The organism is Leucobacter massiliensis, assembly GCF_002982315.1.
Classification (GTDB): Bacteria; Actinomycetota; Actinomycetes; order Actinomycetales; family Microbacteriaceae; genus Leucobacter; species Leucobacter massiliensis.
In genome coordinates this window covers 573,124-595,331 of record NZ_MWZD01000017.1, presented here as the reverse complement: position 1 = coordinate 595,331, position 22,208 = coordinate 573,124, and the positions used below count along the sequence as shown (strand labels likewise).

At 71.0% G+C, this 22,208-nt stretch carries 20 protein-coding genes; 9 read left to right on the top strand and 11 right to left on the bottom strand.

All coding sequences use genetic code 11. The features are described 5' to 3' along the window. Positions 1–4: 4 nt before the first annotated feature. The gene (locus tag B4915_RS09595) at positions 5–1,132 is read right to left on the bottom strand and encodes an extracellular solute-binding protein (RefSeq protein ID WP_105805816.1); all 1,128 of its coding nucleotides are present in this window, start codon (positions 1,130–1,132) and stop codon (positions 5–7) included. Positions 1,133–1,457: 325 nt separating this feature from the next. On the opposite strand from B4915_RS09595, the gene B4915_RS09590 reads away from it, so the two are divergent. From B4915_RS09590 to B4915_RS09575, 4 genes are all read left to right on the top strand, one after another. Further along, positions 1,458–2,687 (top strand): flavin monoamine oxidase family protein, encoded by a 1,230-nt coding sequence (locus B4915_RS09590; RefSeq protein WP_105805553.1) that lies wholly within the window; start codon positions 1,458–1,460, stop codon positions 2,685–2,687. 28 nt (positions 2,688–2,715) lie between these two features. After that, positions 2,716–3,882 carry a PucR family transcriptional regulator gene (locus tag B4915_RS09585; protein WP_105805552.1) on the top strand — a complete coding sequence of 389 codons (1,167 nt, stop codon included), beginning with the start codon at positions 2,716–2,718 and terminating at the stop codon, positions 3,880–3,882. Positions 3,883–4,255: 373 nt separating this feature from the next. Beyond that, positions 4,256–6,076, top strand: coding sequence for a phospho-sugar mutase (locus B4915_RS09580; RefSeq protein WP_105805551.1), 1,821 nt, complete (start codon positions 4,256–4,258; stop codon positions 6,074–6,076). Continuing rightward, positions 6,073–7,137, top strand: a complete 1,065-nt coding sequence (locus tag B4915_RS09575) for an ADP-dependent NAD(P)H-hydrate dehydratase (protein ID WP_105805550.1) — start codon at positions 6,073–6,075, stop codon at positions 7,135–7,137. Before B4915_RS09580 ends, B4915_RS09575 begins: the two co-directional genes overlap by 4 nt. Here the strand turns inward: B4915_RS09575 and B4915_RS09570 are convergent. Genes B4915_RS09570 through sdhC form a run of 5 tightly spaced genes read right to left on the bottom strand, consistent with a single transcriptional unit; the run spans position 7,134 to position 11,695 of the window. After that, entirely contained in the window at positions 7,134–8,123 is a 990-nt protein-coding gene (locus B4915_RS09570; protein WP_105805549.1) for a YihY/virulence factor BrkB family protein, read from the bottom strand. The two genes, B4915_RS09575 and B4915_RS09570, sit on opposite strands and share 4 nt — an antisense overlap. A gap of 37 nt (positions 8,124–8,160) precedes the next feature. Continuing rightward, on the bottom strand, positions 8,161–8,928 hold the full coding sequence (locus tag B4915_RS09565; protein ID WP_105805548.1) for a succinate dehydrogenase iron-sulfur subunit: 768 nt from the start codon (positions 8,926–8,928) through the stop codon (positions 8,161–8,163). A 3-nt stretch (positions 8,929–8,931) separates the two neighbouring features. After that, complete coding sequence (sdhA, locus tag B4915_RS09560; RefSeq protein ID WP_105805547.1) at positions 8,932–10,764, bottom strand: succinate dehydrogenase flavoprotein subunit; 1,833 nt, start codon at positions 10,762–10,764, stop codon at positions 8,932–8,934. A gap of 51 nt (positions 10,765–10,815) precedes the next feature. Then, on the bottom strand, positions 10,816–11,262 hold the full coding sequence (locus B4915_RS09555; protein ID WP_105805546.1) for a succinate dehydrogenase hydrophobic membrane anchor subunit: 447 nt from the start codon (positions 11,260–11,262) through the stop codon (positions 10,816–10,818). 16 nt (positions 11,263–11,278) lie between these two features. Further along, a complete protein-coding gene (gene sdhC / locus B4915_RS09550; RefSeq protein ID WP_105805545.1) occupies positions 11,279–11,695 on the bottom strand; it encodes a succinate dehydrogenase, cytochrome b556 subunit in 417 nt (138 codons plus the stop codon). Between the two features lie 238 nt (positions 11,696–11,933). Here sdhC and B4915_RS09545 point away from each other — a divergent pair, with 238 nt between their 5' ends. Beyond that, positions 11,934–13,061: a mannose-1-phosphate guanylyltransferase gene (locus B4915_RS09545; protein WP_105805544.1), complete on the top strand. Its 1,128-nt coding sequence runs from the start codon at positions 11,934–11,936 to the stop codon at positions 13,059–13,061. A gap of 4 nt (positions 13,062–13,065) precedes the next feature. On the opposite strand, the gene B4915_RS09540 is transcribed toward B4915_RS09545, so the two are convergent. Then, on the bottom strand, positions 13,066–13,758 hold the full coding sequence (locus B4915_RS09540) for a PDC sensor domain-containing protein (protein WP_245907426.1): 693 nt from the start codon (positions 13,756–13,758) through the stop codon (positions 13,066–13,068). A 5-nt stretch (positions 13,759–13,763) separates the two neighbouring features. Continuing rightward, positions 13,764–14,597: a FadR/GntR family transcriptional regulator gene (locus B4915_RS09535; protein WP_245907425.1), complete on the bottom strand. Its 834-nt coding sequence runs from the start codon at positions 14,595–14,597 to the stop codon at positions 13,764–13,766. A 178-nt stretch (positions 14,598–14,775) separates the two neighbouring features. On the opposite strand from B4915_RS09535, the gene B4915_RS09530 reads away from it, so the two are divergent. From B4915_RS09530 to B4915_RS09515, 4 genes are all read left to right on the top strand, one after another. Next, the gene (locus B4915_RS09530) at positions 14,776–15,840 is read left to right on the top strand and encodes an ABC transporter ATP-binding protein (protein ID WP_105805543.1); all 1,065 of its coding nucleotides are present in this window, start codon (positions 14,776–14,778) and stop codon (positions 15,838–15,840) included. Positions 15,841–15,881: 41 nt separating this feature from the next. Further along, positions 15,882–17,063 carry an extracellular solute-binding protein gene (locus tag B4915_RS09525; RefSeq protein WP_105805542.1) on the top strand — a complete coding sequence of 394 codons (1,182 nt, stop codon included), beginning with the start codon at positions 15,882–15,884 and terminating at the stop codon, positions 17,061–17,063. Positions 17,064–17,166: 103 nt separating this feature from the next. Further along, complete coding sequence (locus B4915_RS09520) at positions 17,167–18,054, top strand: ABC transporter permease (protein WP_105805541.1); 888 nt, start codon at positions 17,167–17,169, stop codon at positions 18,052–18,054. 30 nt (positions 18,055–18,084) lie between these two features. Continuing rightward, positions 18,085–18,894 carry an ABC transporter permease gene (locus B4915_RS09515; protein WP_105805540.1) on the top strand — a complete coding sequence of 270 codons (810 nt, stop codon included), beginning with the start codon at positions 18,085–18,087 and terminating at the stop codon, positions 18,892–18,894. Positions 18,895–18,898: 4 nt separating this feature from the next. On the opposite strand, the gene B4915_RS09510 is transcribed toward B4915_RS09515, so the two are convergent. From B4915_RS09510 to B4915_RS09500, 3 genes are all read right to left on the bottom strand, one after another. Further along, on the bottom strand, positions 18,899–20,272 hold the full coding sequence (locus B4915_RS09510) for an MFS transporter (RefSeq protein ID WP_105805539.1): 1,374 nt from the start codon (positions 20,270–20,272) through the stop codon (positions 18,899–18,901). A 98-nt stretch (positions 20,273–20,370) separates the two neighbouring features. Next, positions 20,371–21,528 (bottom strand): M20 family metallopeptidase, encoded by a 1,158-nt coding sequence (locus tag B4915_RS09505; protein WP_105805538.1) that lies wholly within the window; start codon positions 21,526–21,528, stop codon positions 20,371–20,373. After that, complete coding sequence (locus tag B4915_RS09500; protein ID WP_105805537.1) at positions 21,521–22,201, bottom strand: DUF1028 domain-containing protein; 681 nt, start codon at positions 22,199–22,201, stop codon at positions 21,521–21,523. The genes B4915_RS09505 and B4915_RS09500 overlap by 8 nt, the downstream gene beginning before the upstream one ends. Between the last annotated feature and the right edge of the window lie 7 nt (positions 22,202–22,208).

Below are 22,208 nucleotides of genomic sequence, written 5' to 3'. Positions count from 1 at the left end.
CGCCTCAGTTGCCCGTCGCCCAGCCGGCCCACGCGGCGGCGAGCGCGTCGTAGTTCTCGACCCAGAAGTCGACATTGGGCGAGATGCCCGTGTCGAGGTGCTCGGTGGTCATCCACTCGGTGAGCAGCTCGTCCATCTCGGGCTTCGCGTCGACGTTGACCCCGCCGTAGGAGGTCAGCTCGGTCATCCTGGCCTGCTGCTCGGCGCCGATCGAGTAGTTCACGGCGGCGAAGGCGGCCTGCTTGTCCTTCACGCCCTTGGGGATGCCGTTCGAGTCGACCATGATCATCCACTCGTCCCACATGGGGGCGACCGGGGCGCCCGCCGCCGCGGCCCCGTAGCCGCGTCCCGACCAGACGAGGCCCATGACCGCCTCTCCCGATTCCAGCTGCTGCTGCGCCTGAGCCCCGGTCGTCCACCCGATCACGTCGTCGCCGAGATCGCGGTACATGTCGAAGGCGCCCTCGATGTCGCCGGCGGAGATGTCCTGCACGTCCTTGCCCTGCGCCGTGAGCGCGAACTCAACGGTCTGGGGATCGACGTAGGTCGACTGGCTGACGGTCCGCTTACCGGGGTACTTCTCGGTGTCGAAGAAGTCGGCCGCGCTGGTGGGCGGATCGCCGCCGAACTTGTCGGTGTTGTAGACGACCACGAGGCCGTAGAGGATCTGCGGCACCATGCACTTGTCGGTGATCGTGCCCTCGGGGATCTTCGAGGTGTCGATCTGCGAGTAGTCGTACTCCTCGTAGAGGGTCCCGCAGCCGCGCGCCGTGTCGAACTGGGTGGTGTTGACGATGTCCCAGCTCACGTTGCCGCTGTCGACCATCGCCTTCAGCTTGCCCGCGTCGAAGGCGTCCTGGTTGAAGGTCGCGCCGGACGCCTCCGCGAAGGGATCCCACAGCGCCTCGGTCTGGCCGTCCTGGAAGACGCCGCCCGATCCGGCAAAGGTCAGGGTGACGCCGTCGAGGGCACCCGCCTTCACCTCACCGGCGACCGGAGTGCCGAGTTCGCGTTCCGGCTGCGGCTCGTCGTCGCCGCCTCCGCTGCAGCCGGCGAGCGTCAGCATCAGTGCCGCCGCTCCCGCGAGAAGCGCGGACCCCCGACGGGATCTGCCGTGATTCACAGTGGACATGTTCTCTCTCACCTCATCGTGATCGTCGATACTCGCTCGCAGCCGGATGCCCGCGAGCATGATGCCCGCCGCCGGGTCGCGCCGAGCGATCGGTGCTCGAACGGGCCCGGCCGAGCGGCGGGTTCCACCGAAGCTAACAGCGAGTCTCCTACCGCAGCGGGCTCCCGTTACGCCTTCGTTACCGCAATCCCCATCTTTCATAGCTTCGTATGTGCGACGAGCCGCCGGTGGTACGAACATAAGTAATCGGCGGCGAACACCTTCCTGGAGCCCGTCGATCTTTACGATGGGACGGGGTTCGCAAGCAGTTCGAGGAGGAACGCGCATGGACATCGTCGTCGTCGGGGCGGGGCTGGCGGGTCTCACCTCCGCCTGGGAGCTGAGCAAGGCCGGCCATCGCTGCACCGTGCTCGAGGCGCGCGACCGGGTCGGCGGCCGGACCTGGTCGCAGCGTCTCGGCAACGGCGAGGTGACCGAGCGCGGCGGCGAGTACGTCTTCCCCACCGAGCATGCGATCCGCCGGCTCGCCGCCGAGCTCGGCGTGCCGATCATGTCGCACGGCGTCCGCTACGGCCGCCGCACCGTGAACGGCCGGGTGATCTCCTTCGCGGAGCTCAGCGCCACCTCGGAGCGGGTGCGCGCCACGCTCGCGGAGATGATCGCCGACGGCGAGACCCGCGTCTCACTGGAGCGGGCCTTCGCCGAAGCGCTCGGGGCGGGGTACCGCCTGGACCCCGTCTACCGGCGCACCACGACCTCGGCGGCGGCGGATCCCGCCCGCGTCAGCGCCGAGGCGGTGCTGCTGCACGAGTCCTCGACCGTGGACGGATACGTGGAGGATGGCGGCCGGTTCGTCGGCGGCAATCAGGCGCTCTCCATCGAGCTGGCGCACCGCCTTCCCGAAGGGGTGCGGCTCGAGCACCCCGTCGCGGCGCTCGACCAGTCGGCTGGCGGCGTGCAGGCGATCCTGGCGGACGGGTCCAGGATCGACGCCGACGCCGCGGTCCTCGCCGTGCCGCTGCCGCTGCTGCGGGAGATGGAGCTCGGCTTCGCGTTGCCCGAGGCACAGCAGCGCGCCCTCGACCACCGTTTCATGGGCGTTGCCGCGAAACTCGGCGTGCCGCTCAGCCGCGTCGACGACGACGTCGCGCTGCAGCATCCCGAGCACACGTGGTGGTCCTGGAGGTCCATGTCGATCGACGGCGAGCACCGCATCAACGCGCTCTCCTCCTTCGCGGGCGGGCCCTTCGCCCTCGACGCGCTCCGCGTCGCCGATGGCCCGGCCGGATGGACCGCGGCGCTCTCGCACATGCGGCCCGAGCTGGAGTTCGACGGCGAAGTGCTGCTCACCGACTGGCGGGACGAGCTGTGGAGTCGCGGCGCCTACTCCGCCGCCGGACTCGATTGGGGGGCGGATGACGCGCGCGCCTTCGAGCGCCCCGCCGGCAGGGTGGCGATCGCCGGCGAGCACACCGGGCTCGCGCAATCCCTGTCGGGCGCCGTCGCCTCCGGATATCGGGCCGCGACGGCCATCGCCTCAGGGGTCCCGTCGTGAGCCGGATCCGCCGGGCCGCGCAGGGCACATGACGCTCACCGTCGGCTCGCTCCTCGAGCTCCCGGAGCTGCGCACCAGCTCGCTCACCCCGGGGGTGGGCGAGGATCGCCCCATCGCCTGGGCGCACGTGTGCGAGCTCCCCGAGCCGTGGCTCTGGCTGGGACGCGGAGCCCTCGTCATGACGACCGGCATCGGGGTGCCTGCCAGCCCGGAAGCGCAGCGCGCCTACCTCGCGGGCCTGCACGGCGCCGAGATCGCCGCGCTCGCGATCGACTCCGAGACGATCGAGCATCCGTTCTCACCCCAGGTGCTCGGGTATGCGGCGGCGATCGGCTTCCCGGTGCTGCAGACCGCCCACGAGGTGCCCTTCGTGACCCTCGCCCAGGCGGTCGCCGAGGCCGGACTGGACGAGCGGGTGCGCCGCCTGGCGCAGGCCGAGCAGCTGCACGGGTCGCTGCTGCTCTCCGAGCTGTGCGGGGGCGCGATGCCCTCGGATCCCGCCGCGCGCCTCGTCGCGAGCTACGAGGTGGAGCCCCCGTATGCCCTCGCCGTGGCGGATGCCGGTGACGCACGCACGGCCCTCGACGCGGTGCACGCGGGCTTCTCGGAACGCGCCGTCCCGGTGCTCGCCACGATCCGGGACCGTCAGCTCCTCATCCTGAGCGAGGCCGGTCAGCGCGTCGACGAGGCGCTCGAGTCACTGACCGACGCCGTGGGACGCATCGGCGTCAGCGCGGGCTTCAGCCGCCTCGAAGACCTGCAGACGGCTCTGCGCCAGGCCCGCAGCGCGCTGATCCGCAACCACCAGACGGGCCGGGTGCTCCGTTTCGAGGAGAACACCGCCGCATCGCTCTTCCTACCCGGCGACCCGGAGCAGCTCCGCGGCATCGCGCGCCAAGTGCTCGGCCCGCTGCGCACCTACGACGAGCAGCGCGGCACCTCGCTGACGCAGACGCTGCGGGTCTTCCTGGAGGAGAACCGCAGCTGGGTGCGGGCCGCCGAGCGGCTCTTCGTGCACCGGCAGACCCTCATTGCGCGCGTCTCCAGGATCGAGAAGATCATCGACCGCGACCTCTCGTCCATCGAGGACACCGCCGAGTGCTGGCTCGCGGTGCAGGCCGCAATCGGATGCGGGGAGCTGGAACCGAGCGACACCGCGACGCCCGCGAGCGCCCCCGGCACCGGCGGCGCCTGAACTCTGCCTCTCCCGAGCCGACGGAGCGCTCGCTTCCCGCGTCAGGAACTCGCTTCCGATCTCGCGCGCTGAGCACGCGAGTGCAACGAAGCCCCGGCTCGGATCAGCGGGCGCAGCTGCAGCGCTGCTCGGCGGGCACGCCGGCGAGCGCCTCCTCGACGTGCATGCCGCAGCCCTCCCAGGTCATCTTCTTGCAGCTGGCGCAGCGGACGGGAGCGCACATGGGATTCCTCTCGACGTTTCGGAGTGGCGAGCCGGTCGCGAGACCGCTCGCACGAGATGGCAGCAGCCTAGCGCCCCCAGCCCGGGAACCAGCCCGGCGGGTGGTAGCTTGAGAAGACAGCGGCGCGAGCCGATGAAGGGAGGAGCGGGGATGACACTGCCCGCGAGTGGAACTTCGCCCGCGGGCGAACCGGACCCGAAGCCCGCGGACCGGACGCGCCTCTTCGAGGCCGTCGAGGCCTGGATCGCGCAGGACGTCGACGTGGAGACCGTCTCCGAGGCCCGGCATCTCCTCACCGCGGCGCGCTCGGGGAACGCCCGCGCCGCCGAGGAGCTCGCCGACGCCTTCGAGGGGCGCCTCGCCTTCGGCACCGCCGGCCTGCGCGGCCGTCTCGGCCCGGGGCCACGGCGCATGAACCGGGTCGTCGTCACGCAGACGAGCGCAGGTTTCGCCGCCTACCTGCTGCAGCGGGCCGGCCGGGACGGCCGCGACGATCCGCCGTCCATCGTGATCGGCTACGACGGCCGCGTGAACTCCCGGGTGTTCGCGAGGGACACCGCAGAGGTCATGGCCGGCGCGGGGATCCGGGTCTTCCTGCTGCCGGAGCCGGGGCCCACCCCGCTCACCGCCTTCGCCGTGCGGCACCTGGGGGTCTCGGCGGGCGTCATGATCACCGCCAGCCACAACCCGCCCCGCGACAACGGCTACAAGGTCTATCTCGGCGACGACGACGCCGGATCGCAGATCATCCCCCCGGCCGACGGCGAGATCGCGGCCCTCATCGACGAGGCGACCGCGATCCCCCTCACCCGCATCCCCCGCTCGCTCGCCTACACCGTGCTCGGGCCCGGTGTCGCGAACGCCTACGTCGCCGAGACCGCAGCTGCCGTGATCGCCGGCCTCCCGCAGCTCCCGGGGAAGCCCGGCGTGGTCGCCGGTCACGACACGCCCCTCACCGTCGTGTACACGGCGCTCCACGGGGTCGGCGCCCGGCTCGCGCGCCGCGTCTTCCGCGCCTGCCTGCTGCCGCGCGTCGTCCCCGTCCCCCAGCAGGACCGCCCCGACGGCTCCTTCCCCACGGTGGCCTTCCCCAACCCGGAGGAGCCCGGCGCACTCGACCTCGCCCTGCACACCGCGCGGGGCGTCCGCGCCGACCTCGTGGTCGCCCACGACCCAGACGCCGACCGGCTCGCGATCGCGGCGCCCCACCCCGACGAACCCTCGGGCTTCCGGCGGCTGAGCGGCAACGAGCTCGGACTGCTGCTCGGCTGGCGGGCCGCCGAGCGCGCCGCCGCCACCGCCGAGTTCCTCGACCGGCCCGCCCGCGGCACGCTCGCCTGCACGATCGTCTCCTCCCCCGCCCTGCGCGCCGTCGCCGCCGCCTACGGCCTCGGCTACGCCGAGACCCTCTCGGGCTTCAAGTGGGTCTCGCGGGTCCCCGGGCTCGTCTTCGGCTTCGAGGAAGCCCTGGGATACCTCACGCACCCCGACATCGTGCGCGACAAGGACGGCATCTCCGCCGCGGCCGACGCGATCGCCATGGTGCGCGAGCTGGCCGCGGAGGGCCGCACCGTGTGGGATCGGCTCGAGGAGGCGAGCGCCCGCTTCGGGCACTTCGCCAGCTCGCAGATCACGATCCGGCTCGACTCGATGGCAGCGGCATCGGCGCTCTCCGCCCGGATGCGATCCCGCGCCCCGCGGAGCCTGGGCGGCGCCCCGGTCGCCCGCGCGCTCGACCTGCTCGTGCCCGGCGCAGCCGAGGTGCCGGCGGACGTGCTGCGCTACGACCTCACCGATGGCTCGCGCGTGATGATCCGGCCGAGCGGCACGGAGCCGAAGCTGAAGGTCTACCTCGACACCTTCAGTGACCGGGGATCCGCCGCTGAGCGCCGCGCCCTCGCCGAGACGGCGCTCGGGCGGCTCGAAGCGGCCGTGCGGGAGACCCTCGACGGGCTGCAGCGGGGCGCATGAGCGGCGTCCCGGTGACGTGGTCCTCCGAGCGGGCGCGCGGCTGGCTGCGCGTGCCGGGCCCCCGTGACGACAAGTACCGCCGCGGCGTTCTCGGCATGCGGACCGGGTCGGCGCGCTATCCGGGCGCGGCCGTGCTGGGGGTGACCGCGGCCTGGCGCACCGGGGTTGGCCTGCTGCGCTACGCGCCGCCGCGGGAGGAGCGGCTGCCCCCGCACGGCCTGCCCTCGCCCGCGGCCGCCGTGCTCGCCGCACGGCCGGAGACCGTCATCGGCGCGGGCACGGACGGCTGCGCGGCGTGGGTGATCGGCTCCGGCACCGACCCGGCCGAGCGGGGCGAGGCCGAGCGCGCGGCGCTCGTCGAACTGCTGGGCAGCGGGTCGCCCATCGTGGTCGACGCCGGCGCGCTCGACCTCGTCGCCCCCGGCGCTGAGCGGGGCGCGGACGCCGCGAGGGACGGGAGCCTCGGCGCCGGCGGCGCGCTCCGCGGCCCCGCGATCGTGACACCCCACGCGGGAGAGTTCGCGCGGATGTGGGACACGACGTTCGGCTCCCCGCTGCCCGAGGCCTGGCCCGGCCGCGACGCTCCGGCCGCCGAACCCGGTTCAGCGCGCGAGGCGGAAGCCGAGACGGCGCGGGCCGAGGCGGCGCTCCGGCTCGCCGCCCGCATCGGCGCCACGGTGCTGCTCAAGGGGTCCCGCACCCTGCTCGCCTCGCCCGGCGGCACGCTCCTCGCCTGCGGCCCGGCCACGCCCTGGCTCGCGACGGCGGGAACCGGTGACGTGCTCGCCGGGATCCTCGGCGCCCTGCTCGCCGCGCACGCGGACGCCGTGCGCGAGGACCCCGAGCTCCTCGCCCCCATCGGCGCCACCGCCGCGCTGCTGCACGACGCCGCCGCGCGCCGCGCGTCCGGTTGCCCGGAAGACGGCTCCGCAGCGGAGGGAACCACCGCCGGACGGCCCGTCACCGCCCTCGACGTCGCCGAGGCGATCCCGCACGCCTGCGCAGCGCTCGCTGGCACGGCTGAGACGGATCCCGCCGCCCGCGCAGCCGGGAAACCCTAGCCGGCCCTCTGGGCGGGCCCAGCGCTCGTGTCGGGGAGGCCGAGGCTGCGGTCCAGGCCGGTGGCGATCCACGCCGAGGTGAGCAGCAGGGTGCGGCAGATCAGGTTGAACCACACCAGCAAGCCCACGAACACGGTGAAGGTGGCCAGCAGCGGATTGCTCGACGCGCCCCCGAGCAGCGTGCCGCCGAGCATCTTCAGCGCCAGCATCACGGTGCCGCCCAGCAGGCAGCCGCGCACCAGACGCCAGACAGGCACCCGCACCTCCGCCAGCAGGCGGTGCATGGCGATGAGCACGACCACATCGAACACGAGCAGCGCACCGTAGCGCACGGTCGCGCCGAGACCGCCGAAGAACCAGTGGCCCGGGTCGGCGCCCGCCCAGGCGAAGAACTGGTCGCTCAGCTTCGAGCTCAGCACCGTGAGGCCGGCCGAGACGAGCAGGGCGGAGAAGAAGCCGATGGCGAGCAGGAGGTCGCGCAGCTTCAGCAGCACCGGATTGCGGTACTGCTTCACGTCGAGGCCGAAGATGATCCGGATCGACCGGCGCGTGCCGGTGAACCAGTTCAGCGCCACCCACAGCAGCACCGCGCCGGCCACGACGCTCGTCCAGTCGAGCGCGCGGGCCTCCAGCAGCGTGCCGAGCTGCACCGCCCCTTCGTCCCCGTTCGTCCCGAGCAGGCCGGGCACGAAGGTGTTGATCTGCTCGACGAGGGTGTCGAGCAGTTCGGGCCTGCCACGCAGCACGATCCCGAAGACGCCGAACCCGATCCAGAGCCCCGCGAACACCGCGAAGAGCGCCTGATAGCTCATCCCCCCGGACAGCACATTCCCGCCCACGTCGATGAAGTGGGAGAAGGTGCGCCACGGGCGGCTGCGCAGGGCGCGGTCCCGCAACCGGCTCCACACCGCCGCGAAGCCCGAAGACGACGACGCCCCGGACGCGCCCCTCCCATCGGGGGGCGAGGCGTCTCGGGGCGTCGTCATGTGCTCGGGCGGGCGCCTGCGGTGACCCGCCGGCCGCTCAGGAGGTCTTGCCGCTGCGGATCGCGGCCTTCACCTCGGCGATGGCCTTCGTCACCTGGATGCCGCGCGGGCAGGCGTCGGTGCAGTTGAAGGTCGTACGGCAGCGCCACACGCCCTCGGTGTCGTTGAGGATGTCGAGACGCACCTGCGCGTTGTCGTCGCGCGAGTCGAAGATGAAGCGGTGCGCGTTGACGATGGCCGCCGGGCCGAAGTACTGGCCATCCGTCCAGAAGACCGGGCAGGAGGTGGTGCATGCCGCGCACAGGATGCACTTCGTGGTGTCGTCGAAGCGCTCGCGATCGTCGATCGACTGGATGCGCTCCTTGCCGGGCTCCGGGTGCGAGCTCGACACGAGGAACGGCTGCACCTCGCGGTAGGCCGCGAAGAACGGCTCCATGTCGACGATCAGGTCCTTCTCCAGGGGCAGCCCCTTGATCGCCTCGACGTAGATCGGCTTCGATATGTCGAGGTCCTTGATGAGCGTCTTGCAGGCGAGACGGTTGCGGCCGTTGATGCGCATGGCGTCGGAACCGCAGATGCCGTGCGCGCAGGAGCGCCGGAACGCGAGCGATCCGTCCTGATCCCACTTGATGCGATGCAGGGCATCGAGGATGCGATCCGTCGGGTACATCTCGACGTCGAAGTCCTCCCAGTAGGCCTCGCGGCCAGACTCGGGGTTGTAGCGGCGCACGAGCAGCGTGACCGTGAACGGCTTGGGAGCCTCCGGTGCGTCAGTCGTCGCGGCCTCAGCGGTGGCGGTGCTCATGACCTAGTACTTCCTCTCCAGCGGCGGGTATCGCAACTCGCCCTGCTCGTTCCGGGTGACGACCACGGGCTTCCAGTCCAGGCGGATGTGGTCCTCGGGGTCGGGCGAGTGCGGGTCGCCCGAGAGGTACGCCATGGTGTGCTGCATGTAGTTCTCGTCGTCGCGGTGCGGGTAGTCGTCGCGCATGTGCCCGCCGCGGCTCTCCTTGCGGTTGCGGGCCGTGTAGGCGAGCACCTCCGCGAGGTCGAGCAGGAAGCCGAGCTCGATCGCCTCGAGCAGGTCGGTGTTGTAGCGCTTGCCGCGATCCTGCACGCCCACGTTCAGGTAGCGCACGCGAAGATCGTGGATCACGCGCAGCACCTCGGTGAGCGACTCCTCGGTGCGGAACACCTGGGCGCCGCGGTCCATGGCCTCCTGCAGCTCCCGGCGCAGATCCGCGATGCGCTCGGTGCCCCCGCCGTTGCGGAAGCCCTCGACCATCTCGCGCACCTCGCGCGCGGGATCCTCGGGGAGCGGCACGAAGTCGGCACGATTGGCGTAGTCGGCGGCGTTGTTGCCGCTGCGCTTGCCGAAGACGTTGATGTCGAGCAGCGAGTTCGTGCCGAGACGGTTGGAGCCGTGCACCGACACGCAGGCGCACTCGCCGGCCGCGTAGAGGCCGGGCACGACGGTGGTGTTGTCGCTGAGCACCTCGGCGTCGTTGTTCGTGGGGATGCCGCCCATGGCGTAGTGCGCGGTGGGGAACACGGGCACGGGCTCCGTCACGGGGTCGACGCCCAGGTAGGTGCGGGCGAACTCGGTGATGTCGGGGAGCTTCGTCTCGAGCACCTCGGCGCCCAGGTGCGTGCAGTCGAGGTAGACGTAGTCCTTGTGGGGGCCGGCGCCGCGGCCGTCGAGGACCTCCTGCACCATCGATCGCGCCACGATGTCGCGCGGCGCGAGGTCCTTGATGGTGGGGGCGTAGCGCTCCATGAAGCGCTCGCCGCTCGCGTTGCGGAGGATCGCGCCCTCACCGCGCGCGCCCTCCGTGAGGAGGATGCCCAGGCCGGCGAGGCCCGTCGGGTGGAACTGGTAGAACTCCATGTCCTCCAGCGGCAGGCCCTTGCGCCAGACGATCCCGACGCCGTCGCCCGTGAGGGTGTGCGCGTTCGAGGTGGTCTTGAAGATCTTGCCGAAGCCGCCGGTCGCGAACACGATCGACTTGGCCTGGAAGACGTGCAGATCGCCCGTCGCGAGCTCGTAGGCGACCACGCCGGAGGGGCGCTTCTGGCCGTCGACCTCCGTCATCACGAGATCGAGCACGTAGAACTCGTTGAAGAAGTTGACGCCGAGCTTCACGCAGTTCTGGAACAGCGTCTGCAGGATCATGTGGCCCGTGCGGTCCGCGGCGTAGCAGGCACGGCGCACGGCCGCCTTGCCGTGATCGCGGGTGTGGCCGCCGAAGCGGCGCTGGTCGATCTTGCCCTCGGGGGTGCGGTTGAAGGGCAGGCCCATGTTCTCGAGGTCGATGACCGCGTCGATGGCCTCGCGGGCGAGGATCTCCGCCGCGTCCTGGTCGACGAGGTAGTCACCGCCCTTGACGGTGTCGAAGGTGTGCCACTCCCAGTTGTCCTCCTCGACGTTCGCCAGCGCCGCGGCCATGCCGCCCTGCGCGGCGCCCGTGTGCGAGCGGGTCGGGTAGAGCTTCGTGATGACCGCCGTCTTCGCCTTCGGGGCCGCCTCGATGGCCGCCCGCATGCCGGCCCCGCCGGCGCCGACGATCACGACGTCGAACTGGTGGTAGACGACGCCGTCCTTGACGGTCACTTCCTCGCCCTGGTGGGTATCTGTGGTCACGGGAGTCCTATTCTTCGGTTCTGAAAGTCTGCGCTGCGCCCGGCTCGCCGCTTACGAGCCCGTGCAGAAGGAGGCGACGAGCGAAGGGTCGGCGCCGGCGGGGCACGGATCGAGGGTGTAGATCACGAAGGTGCCGAGCAGGATCAGGAGCGCGGCCGAGAGGAACAGCAGCGTCTTGAACGTCTTCGCGAGGACGGGGCGCTCGACATAGTCGTTCACGATGGTGCGCATGCCGTTGGCGCCGTGGATGAGCGCGAGCCAGAGCAGCAGCGTGTCCCAGATCTGCCAGAAGGGGCTCGCGAGCTTCCCGGCGACGAAGCCGAAGTTGATCGCGTGGACGCCGCCCTCGGTGAGCAGCAGATTCGAGGCCAGGTGCCCGAAGACGAGCACCAGGAGCAGCACGCCCGAGACGCGCATGTAGATCCAGCCCCACTTCTCCCAGTTGGTGCTCTTCTTCGCCGCCGCCTGCGAGCGCGGGGTGTCAATCGTCATAGCCATGTCTGCGTTCCCTCGCTCAGTGCCCGAACACGTTCATCAGGTGGCGCGGCAGGAAGCCGGCCATGGTGATGACCCACGCCGCGATCACGATCCAGAACATCGCCCGCTGGTAGCGCGCGCCCTTGTTCCAGTAGTCGACCAGGATGATGCGGATGCCGTTGTAGGCGTGGAAGACGATCGCACCGACGAGGGCGGCCTCACCCAGGCCCATGATGGGCGTCTTGTAGACGCTCATGACCGCGTTGTACGCCTCGGGGCTGACACGCACGAGCGCCGTGTCGAGGACGTGCACGAGCAGGAAGAAGAAGATGGCCACGCCGGTGATGCGGTGCAGCACCCACGACCACATGCCCTCGTTGCCGCGATAGAGCGTCCCCGCCGGGCGGCTCCTCTGCTTCGCCGCGGGTGCGACCTCTGCCGTTTGGGCTGACACGGGCTTCCTCCTTGGTCCTGCTTCGGCGAGCATCGCTCGCCGGCCGACATCGCGTCTCAGCCAGGACACGCGCCTCGCGCGGGCACGGCTGAGTTTTCGCCGTGTTCCATTATGGCACCTTTCAGGAGGGGCCCCGGCACCGGCATCGGCCCCCGCACGAGCGCGGATCATCCGATGAAGACGCCGCTGGCATCGGCCCGTGGGGGTCGCACAGCGCACGCTGGATACACTCGTAGCCATGAGCGAGTCGCAGCCCTCCCCCGCCCTCGAGCGCTTCACCTGCGTGATCCCGGCCGGCGGCGTCGGCTCGCGCCTCTGGCCCCTCTCGCGGGCGAACGCGCCGAAGTTCCTGCTCGACCTGACCGGCTCGGGCGACTCCCTGCTGCGGGCCACCTGGGATCGCCTCGCGCCGGTCGCGCCCGCGGAGCGGGTGATGGTCGTCACCGGCGTCTCCCATCGCGACTCCGTCGTCGCCCAGCTGCCCGAGCTGCTGCTCGACAACCTCATCACCGAGAGCGAGCCGAAGGACTCCTCCGCCGCGATCGGCCTCGCGGCCGCGCTGCTGGAGCGCCGCGATCCCGACGCCATCCTGGGGTCCTTCGCGGCGGATCACGTGATCCGTGGCGAAGTGCTCTTCCAGCGCGCGGTCACCACCGCGGTGCAGGCGGCGGACCAGGGCTACATCGCGACGATCGGCATCCACCCCTCGCACCCGGCGACCGGTTTCGGCTACATCGCCTGCGGCCGGGCGCGCGGCGACCTCGCGCCCTTCGACGTCTACGAGGTGACGGAGTTCGTGGAGAAGCCGGACGCGGATCAGGCGGCCGGGTATCTCGCGCACGGCGGCTATCTCTGGAACGCCGGCATGTTCATCGCGCGCGCGGGGGTGCTGCTGGAGCAGATGGCGCTCGCCGAGCCCGCTCTCGTCGCGGCGCTGCGCGAGATCGCGGCGGCGTGGGACACGGAACGGGGCGCGGAGGTGCGGGAGCGGCTGTGGTCCACGCTGCCGAAGATCGCGATCGACTACACGGTCGCCGAGCCGGCCGCGGCGGCCGGGAAGATGGTGTGCGTCGCGGCGCACTTCGACTGGGACGACGTGGGCGATTTCGCCTCGGTCGCGAATCTGCTGACGCGGGGGCGCGGCAGCGACCTCGCGGTGCTCGGCGACGGGGCGCAGGTGCTGTCTGACGCGTCGAGCGGGATCGTCGTCTCGGAGAGCGACCGGCTCGTGGCGCTCGTCGGCGTCGAGGACGTGGTGGTGGTCGACACCGCCGATGTGCTCCTCGTCACCTCGAAGAGCCGCGCCCAGGACGTCAAGAACCTCGTCTCGCGGATGCGGGTGACCGGGGGCGGGCACCTGCTCTGAGGGCTCAGGCGCCGAGCAGGGTGAAGGGGTAGCGTTCCGAGCTCACGGCCGTGCCCGCGGCGGTGGCCGCGGCGAGGCGGTCGCCGGTCTCGACGTCGGGGTCGCTGGAGATCACCACCCGCCCGTTCGCATTGATCAGCGTCACGGCGGTGCCGCGGCTGAGGCTCGGGAGCAGGGCGTTCTCGAGCGAGGCGACGAGCACATCGGCGCAGATGACGCCGAGGAACCGGTCCTCGTGGATCACCGGAACGGAGGAGGTGATGGTGATCTCGTTCGAGCAGAGGTAGTCCACGAACGGCCCCGCGACGTGCCGCTCGCCCGTGGTCTGAGGGACGCGATACCACTCGAGCCGCACCAGGTCGATCGCAGCCTGGCCCGGGCCGAAGGTCGAGGAGGCGAGCAGGCTGCGATCCGGCCCCTGCCACCAGGCGAGCGGGTTGCCCTCCGAGACCACCAGCTCGCTTGCGCAGTACCCCGCGCCGTACACGGGGCGGTCGGCGGCGTCGAGGATGCGGTGGGCGTCGCCGCGCACGAGATCGGCGAGCTGGGAGCCCGTCAGCCTGCCGTCGCGGGTGTGCGAGCGCAGTGCGTCGATGAGGGCGGGCAGCCAGGCGTCCAGGGGCGCGAACACGCCGTCGAAGAACTCGTCGACCAGCTCTACCGCCTCGTCGAGCTCCTGCACGGTCCGGGCACCCACGTGGCTCACTCCTCCTCGAGAGCGGCGCGGCCCCGATCGGCCGCCCCGCGTGCATCAAGTGTGGCACGGATCGCGGGCTCGCGAGGATCGGCGAGCAGCTCCCCCCGGAACCGCACCAGCCAGCGCACCGAGGCACGGATGCTCTCGCGCACCGCCGCCCGGGCCGCAGGGACGTCCCCCGCCCGGGTCGCCTCCGTCTGCGCGAGCAGCGCATCGTGCGTCGCCATGCGCGCCTCACGGTCGGGATCCTGGAGCGCGAGCAGCGGGGTGAACTCGGTCTGCACCTGGACGTGCTCGTTGGTCAGGCGCACGGACTGGCTGAGGGCCGCCAGTTCGAGCTGCACCTCGGTGATCCGCCGCCGCCAGGCCTCGGGGGGCAGCTCGCGCGCCTCGCCGATGAGCCCGAGGACCACCGAGAGCTCATCGGACGTCGCGCGCTTGCAGGCGTACTCCGCGCAGGCGCTCGCGATCACCTCGTAGTGGACGCCGAGGTCGGCGAGCGCGACGCGCGGCATCCCCATGAGCGCCCGCGCGTTGACCTCCTCGACTGAGCCGCGGGAGGTGGAGACGAAGCTGCCGCCGTTGCGGCCGCGACGGGTCTCGATGAGCCCGCGGTGGCGCAGCGCGCCGAGCGCCTCGCGCACCGTCACCACGGCGACCCCGAGCAGCGCCGAGAGCTCGGTCTCGCTGGGCAGCCGCTCCCCCTCGATGAAGGCGCCGGCCGAGATGGCCTGCACGATGCGCGACGCGACCTGCTCGGTGCGCCCCTCCTCCCCGATCGGGGCGAAGGCGGCGGTGCGCAGGCGACTCGGCGCCGAGTGCTCAGCGATCGTGCCCACCAGCGCCTCCGTTCCCTGCCTGCTCGTCGAGTCTGGCACGGGTGAGCGGGAGAAGCCCGGGAACCCGCCGTGACCGAATCGTAACGCCGGAGTGACGCAAGCGGCGCATTAACCTATAAACCCATATGTTATGGTTCTTGCCATCGGTCCGACAACGACGTTGAGGAGCATCCGCACCATGCACGACACCACTCCCCCCTCCGCACCGGGCGACATCGCCGTCTCGGTGCAGGGGGTCCACAAGCAGTTCGGCGATCTCGTCGCGGTGAAGGATCTCGACATCGACATCCGGGCCGGCGAGTTCTTCTCGATGCTCGGACCCTCCGGCTCGGGCAAGACCACGGTGCTCCGCATGATCGCCGGCTTCGAGGAGCCGACCGCCGGCCGGATCCTCCTCCACGGCCAGGACGTCACCCGCGCCGCCCCCTTCGACCGCCAGGTCAACACCGTGTTCCAGGACTACGCGCTCTTCCCCCACCTGAGCATCGCCGAGAACGTCGCCTACGGCCTCAAGGTGCGCGGCGTGGGCAAGGCGGAACGCGCCAGGCTCGTCGCCGAGGCCCTGGAGCAGGTGCAGCTCGCGCACGCGGCCGAGCGGCGCCCCTCGCAGCTCTCCGGTGGCCAGCGGCAGCGCATCGCCCTCGCCCGCGCCCTGATCCTCCGGCCGAAGGTGCTGCTGCTCGACGAGCCGCTCGGCGCCCTCGACAAGCAGCTGCGCGAGCAGATGCAGTTCGAGCTGAAGCAGATCCAGCGCGAGGTCGGCATCACCTTCGTCTTCGTCACGCACGACCAGGAGGAGGCGCTCACCCTCTCCGACCGCGTCGCCGTGTTCAACGACGGGAAGATCGAGCAGGTGGGCACCCCGCGCGAGGTGTACGAGTTCCCCGACACCGAGTTCGTCGCACGCTTCCTCGGCATCACCAATCTGCTCAGCGGCGAAGCGGCCGGCCGCCTGCTCGGCAGTTCCGAGCCCCACAGCGTCCGCCCCGAGCGGGTGCACCTCGCCGATCCGAGCGCACCGCTCGACGGCGGCACCGTCGCCATCGCCGGCAGCGTCATCGAGGCCGTCTACGCCGGTGCGCGCACCCGCTACCTCATCGAGACCGAGGGCGGCACCCGCTTCATCTCCGAGAAGCAGAACACGCAGACGCCGCGCACCGAGCCGAGCGTGCGCCGCGGCGACGCGGTGAGCGTCCGATTCGCGCGCGACCACGCCATCGCCGTCGGCGGCGAGCGGGGCTGAACCCCGACACCAGTCCACACCCGCACTACGAAGGAGTACTGATGAAGAAGCACCTACTCGCCCCCGCAGCGGCGCTCGCCGCGCTCGGGCTGGCCCTCTCCGGCTGCGCGAGCAGCGACGGCGGCGACGGCGAGGCAGCCGGCGGCCTGCAGATCGACGTGCCCGAGATCCCCATGATGGAAGAGCTCGGCGAGAACGAGAACGAGGTCAACATCCTCGCCTGGTCGGGCTTCGTCGAGCCCGCCTGGGCCGAGCAGTTCACCGCCGAGACCGGCTGCACCGTGAACCGCAAGATCTTCGCAACGAGCGACGAGGCGGTGCAGCTCATGCGCACCGGCGAATACGACCTCGTCTCCGCCTCCGGCGACGCGAGCCTGCGGCTCATCGTCGACGGCAATGTGCAGCCGCTCAACACGGAGCTGATCCCCAACTTCGGCGATGACATCGTCGAGGGCATGAAGGGCCAGCTCTACGACACGCTCAACGGCAACGTCTACGGCATCCCGATCGGCCGCGGCGCGAACATCCTGCAGTACAACAGCGACGTCGTCACCGAGGACCCCACCAGCTGGGACGTGGTGTGGGAGGCCGACAGCCCCTACGCCGGGAAGATCGCCGCCTACGACAGCCCGATCTACATCGCGGACGCCGCCATCTACCTGATGGCGACCCAGCCCGATCTCGGGATCGAGAACCCCTACGCCCTCGACGAGACCCAGCTGCAGGCGGCCGTCGATCTGCTGAAGCAGCAGAACGGCATGGTCTCGGAGTACTGGAACCCGACCACCAACATCAGCTCCTTCACGGGCGGCAACTCGGTGGTCGGCACCTCCTGGGAGGTGCTGCGCAAGGCCACCGGCGACGAGAAGTTCAAGAGCGTGCTGCCCGAGGAGGGCTCGACCGGCTGGTCCGACGCCTGGATGCTCGCGGCCGATGCCGAGCACCCCAACTGCGCCTACGCCTGGATGGACTACACCAGCTCGCCCGAGGTGAACGGCCAGATCGCCATGGGCTTCGGCATGGCGCCCGCCAACGGCGCGTTCTGCGAGATGAGCGACGAGGCGAAGGAGCACTGCGACTACTACAACGCCACCGACGAGGACTACTACAAGCAGGTGTGGTTCTGGACCACGCCCATCGACCAGTGCCTCGACGGCCGCACCGATGTGCAGTGCACCAACTACCAGGACTGGACCGCAGCCTGGGCGACCGTGAAGGGCTGAGAGCCCCCTCGGCCCGCTGCGCCGGCCGTCCGCGATCCCCGCGCGGCCGGCGCAGCGCCCCCGGCGCCCGCTCCACCGGCGCCCGCAGCAGCAAGGAAGCACCGTGAGCACCCAGACCGTTCTCGAACGCCGGCCGAAGCCGATCTCGACCGCGCTCTACCGCCACCCGCGCGGGCGTCTCGCCGCCCTGCTCACCCTCCCGATGGCGTGGCTGATCGGCGTCTACATCTTCTCGCTCGCCCTCATGCTGATCACGGCGTTCTGGACGACCGACCCCTTCACCTCGCGGGTGAAGCCCGGCTTCACGCTCGACAACTTCGAGCAGATCCTCACCGTGCCGGCCTTCGCGGGCACGGCGCTGCGCACCCTCGGCATCGCGCTCGCCGTGACGGCGATCTGCGCGGTCTTCTCGATCCCGCTCGCCGTCTTCATGGCGAAGGTCGCCCGCCCCGGCCTGCGCGCCGTGCTCGCCGTGCTCGTCACCCTGCCGCTATGGGCCGGCTACCTCGTCAAGATCATCGGCATGCGCCTGGTCTGGACCGAGGAGGGCTTCTTCAACTGGTCGCTCTCGATGTTCGGGATCAGCGGCCCCGGCTTCGGTGTGCTGGCGACGATCCTGACGCTCGTCTACCTGTGGTTCCCCTACATGGCGATCCCGGTCTACGCCGCCGTCGCGCAGATCCCCGACAACCTCTTCGACGCCTCCTCCGACCTCGGTGCCGGCGGCGCCCGCACCATTCGCACGGTGGTCGCGCCGCTGCTGCTGCCCTCGCTGATCGCCGGCTCCGTGTTCACCTTCTCGCTCAGCCTCGGCGACTTCATCGCGGCGATGTACGTCGGCGGCTCGAACACGCAGATGATCGGCAGCATCATCTCCCAGAACATCAACCTGAACCCGCCGCTGGCCGCCGCGTTCTCCGTGGTCCCGATCGTGCTCGTGGTGATCTACCTCGCCGCGGTCCGCCGCACCGGCGCGCTCAACAACCTCTAGCCCCCGCACCCGGATCCGAGGAGAACCGACATGCTTCGCCTGACCCGCGGCACCAAGATCGCGCTGGCCCTCATCACCGTCGTGGTGCTCGCCTTCATGTACATCCCGCTGTTCGTGATCGTCATGAACTCCTTCAACGCCGGCCGGGTGGCGGGCTGGCCGATCCCCGGCTTCTCGCTGGAGTGGTGGGGCAAGGCGCTCGTGAACCCCGCCGTGCACGCCGCGCTGCTCAACTCGGTCGTCGTGGCCTCGGTCGCCACCGTCTTCGCGCTGATCCTCGGCACGCTCGCCGCCTTCGCACTCCAGCGGTTCCGCTTCTTCGGCCAGCACACCGTGAACCTGCTCATCGTGCTGCCGATCACGCTGCCGGGCATCGTCACCGGCGTGGCGCTCTCGAACACCTTCACGCAGGTGCTGAAGCCGATGGGGATCAGCGTCGGCTACTGGGGCATGATCATCGCGCACGCCACCTTCTGCGTGGTGATGGTGTTCAACAACGTCATCGCGCGATTGCGGCGCATGAACCCGAACCTCGAGGAGGCGTCGATGGACCTGGGCGCCGGGATCGCGCAAACGTTCCGGCTCGTCACCTTCCCGCAGTTCCGCAGTGCCTTCATCGCCGGCGGGCTGCTCGCCTTCGCGCTCTCCTTCGACGAGATCGTGGTGACGATCTTCACGGCCCCGCCCGGGGTCGAGACGCTGCCGCTGTGGATCATGAACCAGATGGCGCGCCCCAACGAGGTGAACCAGGTCAACGTCGTCGCGACGGTGATGATCCTGCTCTCGCTGATCCCCGTCTACTTCTCGCAGCGGGCCTCGGCCGCCGGGGACGCGAAGTAGGGCGTCACGGCCGGCCGGCCGCGCGCAGATCCTCGGGGATCTCCACCGTCGCGGTCTCGAGGTCCTGGGCCTTGATGAGCGGGATGCCCCGGGTCTCGGGCAGGCTCACCACGGTCACGATCCCGACCACGCCGACGCCGAGCAGGAACCAGCCGGGCACCAGCATGTTGCCGGTCGCGTCGAGCAGCCAGGTCAGCACATAGGGCGCGGTCCCGGCGAACAGGGCCGCCGTGACCGCGTAGGCGATGGAGAGCCCGGTCTGCCGGGTCCGCGTCGGGAACAGCTCGACGACGGTGACGGCGTGGGTGCCGAGCACGATCGCGAGGATCAGGGCGAGGCCGAGCGTCGAGACGAACGCCGAGACGTCATCGCCGCGGCCCATCAGCATGAAGAGCGGCACCGACAGCAGCGTCTGGCCGATCGCGGCGGTGAGCAGCACCGGCTTCCGCCCGAAGCGATCCGAGGCGATGCCCGCGAGCGGTACGACGATCAGGCCGAGCGCGGAGGCGAGCGTCGACAGCAACGCCGCACGTCCCGCATCGAAGCCGATGTACACCTCCTGGTAGGTCAGCAGGTACACCAGTACGACGTAGAAGGTGACGTTCATGAAGATCTCCATGCCGCAGGTCTGGATGAACTCCCGCCGGTTGCGCTGGAAGACCTCCTTGACGGGCGCGTGCGACACGGTCTCAAGCTTCTGGAGCTGCTCGAACTCCGGTGTGTCCTCGATCTTCCTGCGGATGTAGAGCCCGATGAATCCGAGCGGGACGGTGATGAGGAAGGGGATGCGCCACGCCCAGTCGACGATCTGCTGCTCGTCGAAGGCGACGTTGAGCAGGAACACGACGAAGGAGGCGAGCAGGAAGCCGAGGAGACTGCCGAACTCGAGCCAGCTGACGCCAAAGCCCCGGCGCTTCGCCGGTGAGAACTCGCCGAGGAACGCGGCGGCGCTGCCGAACTCGCCTCCCGCGGCGAGCCCCTGGACGATGCGCGTGAGGATCAGCAGGATGGGCGCGAGGAGGCCGATCGTGTCGTAGCCGGGCAGCAGTCCGAGCACCAGCGTCGCCAGTGCCATCGCGAGGATCACGAGGGAGAGGGTCTGCTTGCGCCCCAGCCGGTCTCCGAGGCGGCCGAAGATGACCGCGCCCAGAGGACGCACCAGGAACGACACCGCGAAGACGGCGAAGGTGGCGAGGAGCCCGGCGGTCGCATTCTCCTCCGGGAAGAACACGGAGGCAAGAGTGCCCGCGAGGTAGGCGTACACAGCCCAGTCGAACCAGTGCACCAGGACACCGATCGATCCGGCGACGACGCTTTTGCGCAAGCTCTTCTTGTCGACGAGATCGGCGATCTCGCGGACGGGCGGGGTGGTCGACATTGGGGGTGAGGGGCGGGGGGGGGGGGGGGCGGGGGGGGGCGGGGGGGGGGGGGGGGGGGGGGGGGGGGGGGGGGGGGGGCGGGGGGGGGGGGGCGGGGTCAGGTTCTGGAGCGGCGGATGGCCACGTCGAGCGCGGTCCAGGCCAGGGCGGTCGCGCCATCGCGGAGGGCTTGCTCGGCCGCGGGGCCGACGCAGGCCTGGGCGAAGCCGGGCTGGTGGTTGCTCGCCTCGCCGCCGACCCCGATGTAGGGGTGAATGGCGTCGACGAGCTGGGAGACGTTGCCCATATCGGTCGAGGCACGGTTCATGGCGGCCGCGCCAGGGTCCGCGGTGAAGTCGCGGCCGAGTGCGAGCGCATTGCTGCGGTACAGCTCCTGCGCTTCGCGGTCGCTGCGCATCTCGGCGTAGCGACCACCCTCGGGGGTGACCGTGAGCCGGGCGCCGCTGGCGAGTGCCCCCGCCTCGAAGCAGGCGAGCACCCGCTTCTCGAGGGCGAGCAGCTCCAGGGTGGTTTCGGCGCGCACGTACCAGCGGCCCTCGGTGCGTTCGGGGATCGCGTTGGGGGCCTCACCGCCGCGCGTCTGCACGCCGTGCACGCGCGCGCTGGGCGGGAGCTGCTGCCGCAGGAGCGCGATCGCGGTCTGCGCGATGAGGAACGCGTCGTTGGCGTTGACGCCGCGCTCGGGGTACGCGGCGGCGTGGGCGGCGCGGCCGTCGTAGCGGATGTGCCAGTGCGCCACGGCGAAGGGCTCCGCCTCTGCGACGTCGACCGGGGCTGGGTGCGCCATCAGCGCGAAGTCCAATTCGGCGAAGGCGCCGCGCTCCAGCAGCTCGATCTTGCCCCCGTAGCCCTCCTCGGCGGGTGTGCCGATCACTTCGACGACGATCCCGAGGTCCGCGGCGACGGTTGCGAGCGCGATCGCCGCCCCCGCGCTCATGGCGGCGATGAGGTTGTGCCCGCAGGCGTGGCCGAGCCCGGGCAGCGCGTCGTACTCGGCGAGGAAGCCGACGGTGAACCGCGGCTCCGGTGCTGCGAGGCCGCCGCCGAAGACCGCGCGGAAGGCGGTGGCGAGGCCGAGGTAGGGCTGCTCGACGGCGAAGCCGTGCCGCGCGAGCAGACCGGCCACGCGCGCGGAGGAGCGGTGCTCTTCCCAGCCCAGTTCGGGGTCGGCGTGCAGCGCTTCGGAGAGGCCGATGAGCTCGGCGTCGATCGACTCCCGCCGGGCGGCGATGCGCAGCTTCAGCTCGTCACTCATCGCCCGGCACCCCGTAGGAGGGCGCGGCGGAGGGTGTGTGCCCGCGGCGGACGTAGTCGTCGCGCTGCGGCAGCCACTGGCGCAATGCTGCCCCGAGGCGCCCGATCGGATCGTCCTCGTCCCAGTCGACGCGCAGATCGGTGACGCGCCAGCCGGCGTCCGAGACGACCGCGATACCGGCGGAGTGCACCGGGCCGGCTTCTCCGCCGGCCGCCATCGCGGCTCGGAGGGCGGCGATCAGCCGCTCCTCGATGCGTCCGGTCGCGGTCAGGGCCGTGTCGACGAGCGCGTCGAGCACGTCCAGGCCGGCGAGCATGTTGCCGCCCGCCACCGCGTTCTCGCGGCTGCACGCTCCGAAGGTGCCGAGTGCCCGTTCACCCGAGTATGCTGCGGCGCGCCCGGACGTGTCGAGCACGAGCAGCTGCCGGTAGCCGATCGTCTCGGGGTCCGCGGCGGCGACGACCGCGTCGAGCGCCTCCTGGGAGCTGCGCCTACGCCGCAGCTCGTCGAGCAGCTGGACGCCGAGGCGCGGATCGGTCACGTTCTGCGAGTGGGCCCCGCCGACGCCATCGGCAAGGTTGACGCAGCGCGCGGCGACGGCTGGCGAGGAGGATGAAATTGCGGATCCGAACTCGCCGGTCTCCGGATCGCGCAGGATCAGTGAGAAGGTCACGCCCGCC

What these genes read in the sequence shown, in the direction of transcription:
- B4915_RS09570 (WP_105805549.1), bottom strand. Translation starts at nt 8,123, where the DNA reads ATGACGACGCCCCGAGACGCCTCGCCCCCCGATGGGAGGGGCGCGTCC.
- B4915_RS09525 (WP_105805542.1), top strand. Translation starts at nt 15,882, where the DNA reads ATGAAGAAGCACCTACTCGCCCCCGCAGCGGCGCTCGCCGCGCTCGGG.
- B4915_RS09565 (WP_105805548.1), bottom strand. Translation starts at nt 8,928, where the DNA reads ATGAGCACCGCCACCGCTGAGGCCGCGACGACTGACGCACCGGAGGCT.
- B4915_RS09530 (WP_105805543.1), top strand. Translation starts at nt 14,776, where the DNA reads ATGCACGACACCACTCCCCCCTCCGCACCGGGCGACATCGCCGTCTCG.
- B4915_RS09585 (WP_105805552.1), top strand. Translation starts at nt 2,716, where the DNA reads ATGACGCTCACCGTCGGCTCGCTCCTCGAGCTCCCGGAGCTGCGCACC.
- B4915_RS09580 (WP_105805551.1), top strand. Translation starts at nt 4,256, where the DNA reads ATGACACTGCCCGCGAGTGGAACTTCGCCCGCGGGCGAACCGGACCCG.
- B4915_RS09505 (WP_105805538.1), bottom strand. Translation starts at nt 21,528, where the DNA reads ATGAGTGACGAGCTGAAGCTGCGCATCGCCGCCCGGCGGGAGTCGATC.
- B4915_RS09545 (WP_105805544.1), top strand. Translation starts at nt 11,934, where the DNA reads ATGAGCGAGTCGCAGCCCTCCCCCGCCCTCGAGCGCTTCACCTGCGTG.
- B4915_RS09575 (WP_105805550.1), top strand. Translation starts at nt 6,073, where the DNA reads ATGAGCGGCGTCCCGGTGACGTGGTCCTCCGAGCGGGCGCGCGGCTGG.
- B4915_RS09510 (WP_105805539.1), bottom strand. Translation starts at nt 20,272, where the DNA reads ATGTCGACCACCCCGCCCGTCCGCGAGATCGCCGATCTCGTCGACAAG.
- B4915_RS09590 (WP_105805553.1), top strand. Translation starts at nt 1,458, where the DNA reads ATGGACATCGTCGTCGTCGGGGCGGGGCTGGCGGGTCTCACCTCCGCC.
- B4915_RS09555 (WP_105805546.1), bottom strand. Translation starts at nt 11,262, where the DNA reads ATGGCTATGACGATTGACACCCCGCGCTCGCAGGCGGCGGCGAAGAAG.
- B4915_RS09515 (WP_105805540.1), top strand. Translation starts at nt 18,085, where the DNA reads ATGCTTCGCCTGACCCGCGGCACCAAGATCGCGCTGGCCCTCATCACC.
- B4915_RS09595 (WP_105805816.1), bottom strand. Translation starts at nt 1,132, where the DNA reads ATGTCCACTGTGAATCACGGCAGATCCCGTCGGGGGTCCGCGCTTCTC.